Raw genomic sequence first — 2,515 nt, 5'->3', positions numbered from 1 at the left:
CCCTCATTTCCTGCCGATAAAATGGGTATCTCTTAACTATGCCTAAATAAATAAGGATAATTTTGAAAAAAATATTCATCCTATCGGCAGCGCTGATCATGGCAGGATGCGCAACAAAGCAATATCCACAGGCCGCGAACGTCACCGGTCCAGAATCTTCCGCAATGGATTGCAAAGCGGTAGCTCTGGAAATCGCCAAAACGCGCAGTGTACAACAAGAAATTGAGGCAACCGGCGAATTTGACGGGCGCACCGTATTAGGTTTCCTGGGTGATTTTGGGATAGGAAATGGCATGGCAAAAGGCGAAGCCCGCAAAAAAGCAGCTAACCGGCTAAATCAGCTGGAAGCCCTGAAGGCTGCAAAGTGTGCAGATCAATAAGGTACAAAAAAGCCCTGCCGGGCTTTTTTTGTACCTGCCAATCAGCTGGATTTACCATAACATCTGTTGCGTGCACCGCCTGAGAGGCTCTCAGGGCGTTTCTACGACCTCACCTGCAAAAGAACACATCTTACCCCCTGAAAACCGCTCAGAAACGCGCTGATGATTTCTGCGTACCTGCATGGCTATGCACTCAAGTGAATGAAGTAAGATTTCAGTCTGCGATCACCATAAAACCGGGAAAAAGCCGTATGACAAAACAGGAATCAGCCGCACTGAACATGGCAAAATTTATCCGGGCGCAGTCGCTGCTGCTGCTCGAAAAACTCGACGTGCTCGATCTTGATGACGAGGCAGCCGACTGTGAGCGAATGCACGAACAGGCAGAAGCGCTTTATCAGAAGCTGAGCGCACGCTTCGGTATACAGGACGGCGAATAAAGAGACGAAAAGAACGCTCACTTAGACGAAAAGCGTATCCAGGGCAACTATGTATATCCACCGTGTACATAGTCATGCCTGACGCTTTCGAGCAGGTCGAGCATGCAGGAACGACGAGCTTGATTGGTATCGGACACAATATGGCGATACGCCTCAAACATAACAGCACCCGCATCACCGCCCGAACGGCGAAGCATAGCGGAAATCATCCGCACAAAGAGCAGACGTTCATCGGGGCAAAGGTTCATAAGTTCTCCTGGTGAAAAACCAAACATGAAAGCACCCATCTATTAACGTCAGCTGTGAACGCTTCATTAGAAGAAAATAGGTAAACCCGGGAAAAAGATCCAAACGTTAACATCACAGGTAAACAGAAACGTCGGGTCGATCGGGAAATTCTTTCCCGGACGGCGCGGGGTTGGGCAAGCCGCAGGCGCGTCAGTGCTTTTAGCGGGTGTCGGGGCGCAGCCCTGAACCAGTCACGTAGCGCTAGCGGAGTGTATACTGGCTAAACTTCAGAGATGCCAAGGAAGGGACAGGATATGTTTTGTAGCACCGCCACCACGGTGGCGATACTCCAAAACGCCTGGTCAGGGCACAGCCCCGACACCCCAGAGCCGACTGTAGGTCACTGGACGAACGCGGCGGAATGATGTCGGATGACGTCATTTTGCGGCGTTTGCCCTATCCTGCATCGTATTAAAAAATGCAGCACTGGCGCGTACGGTGCCGAAGATAAGTCCGGGGATATTCCGCTTCCTCGCTCACTGACTCGCTACGCTCGGTCGTTCGGCTGCGGCGAGCGGAGGGAACGGAGACATTAAGGCACAGGCAATGAGAGAGGATCGAGAGGCAAAAGAAAAGGCCGCGGCGTTGCCGGTTTTCCATAGGCTCCGCCCCCCTGACAAGCATCACGAAATCTGACGCTCAAATCAGTGGTGGCGAAACCCGACAGGACTTAAAGATACCAGGCGTTTCCCCCTGGTGGCTCCCTCGTGCGCTCTCCTGTTCCTGCCTTTCGGTTTACCGGTGTCATTCCGCTGTTATGGCCGCGTTTATCTCATTCCACGCCTGACACTCAGTTCCGGGAAGGCAGTTCGCTCCAAGCTGGACTGTATGCACGAACCCCCCGTTCAGTCCGACTGCTGCGCCTTATCCGGTAACTATCGTCTTGAGTCCAACCCGGAAAGACACGACAAAGCGCCACTGGCAGCAGCCACTGGTAACAGGATTAGCAGAGCGAGTTAATTTAGGTGGTGCTATAGAGTTCTTGAAGTGGTGGCCTAACTACGGCTACACTGGAAGGACAGTATTTGGTATCTGCGCTCTGCTGAAGCCAGTTACCAGGTTAAGCAGTTCCCCAACTGACTTAACCTTCGAAAAACCACCTCCCCAGGTGGTTTTTTCGTTTTCAGAGCAAGAGATTACGCGTAGAAAAAAAGGAACTCAAGAAGATCCTTTCTATGCTCAACCACCGCATGGCCCATAGCCGCGCTGGCCGTTGCCGGTCAGCTCCAGAATCCTCGACCAATATGGAACCTTGCCCCTCCCAAAATTCAACTAAAAAACCCTCATTTCCTGCCGATAAAATGGGTATCTCTTAACTATGCCTAAATAAATAAGGATAATTTTGAAAAAAATATTCATCCTATCGGCAGCGCTGATCATGGCAGGATGCGCAACAAAGCAATATCC

The 2,515-nt window shown here is 51.1% G+C and carries 3 protein-coding genes; 2 read left to right on the top strand and 1 reads right to left on the bottom strand.

What is annotated here, in order from left to right; genetic code table 11:
* Positions 1-62 precede the first annotated feature (62 nt).
* Both N7268_RS25110 and N7268_RS25105 read left to right on the top strand, forming a co-directional pair.
* Positions 63-380: a hypothetical protein gene (locus tag N7268_RS25110; RefSeq protein WP_023224510.1), complete on the top strand. Its 318-nt coding sequence runs from the start codon at positions 63-65 to the stop codon at positions 378-380.
* A gap of 251 nt (positions 381-631) precedes the next feature.
* Positions 632-820: a Rop family plasmid primer RNA-binding protein gene (locus N7268_RS25105; protein WP_000165998.1), complete on the top strand. Its 189-nt coding sequence runs from the start codon at positions 632-634 to the stop codon at positions 818-820.
* 47 nt (positions 821-867) lie between these two features.
* Here N7268_RS25105 and N7268_RS25100 read toward each other — a convergent pair whose 3' ends face one another.
* Positions 868-1,068, bottom strand: coding sequence for a hypothetical protein (locus N7268_RS25100; protein ID WP_016236520.1), 201 nt, complete (start codon positions 1,066-1,068; stop codon positions 868-870).
* Positions 1,069-2,515 lie beyond the last annotated feature (1,447 nt).

This window comes from Citrobacter sp. Marseille-Q6884 (genome assembly GCF_945906775.1).
Classification (GTDB): Bacteria; Pseudomonadota; Gammaproteobacteria; order Enterobacterales; family Enterobacteriaceae; genus Citrobacter.
The sequence above is the reverse complement of the archived record's forward strand: the minus strand, read 5'-3'. Positions and strand labels throughout refer to the sequence as shown.

Coding starts and splice junctions, on each gene's coding strand:
- N7268_RS25105 (WP_000165998.1), top strand. CDS start 632: ATGACAAAACAGGAATCAGCCGCACTGAACATGGCAAAATTTATCCGG.
- N7268_RS25100 (WP_016236520.1), bottom strand. CDS start 1,068: ATGAACCTTTGCCCCGATGAACGTCTGCTCTTTGTGCGGATGATTTCC.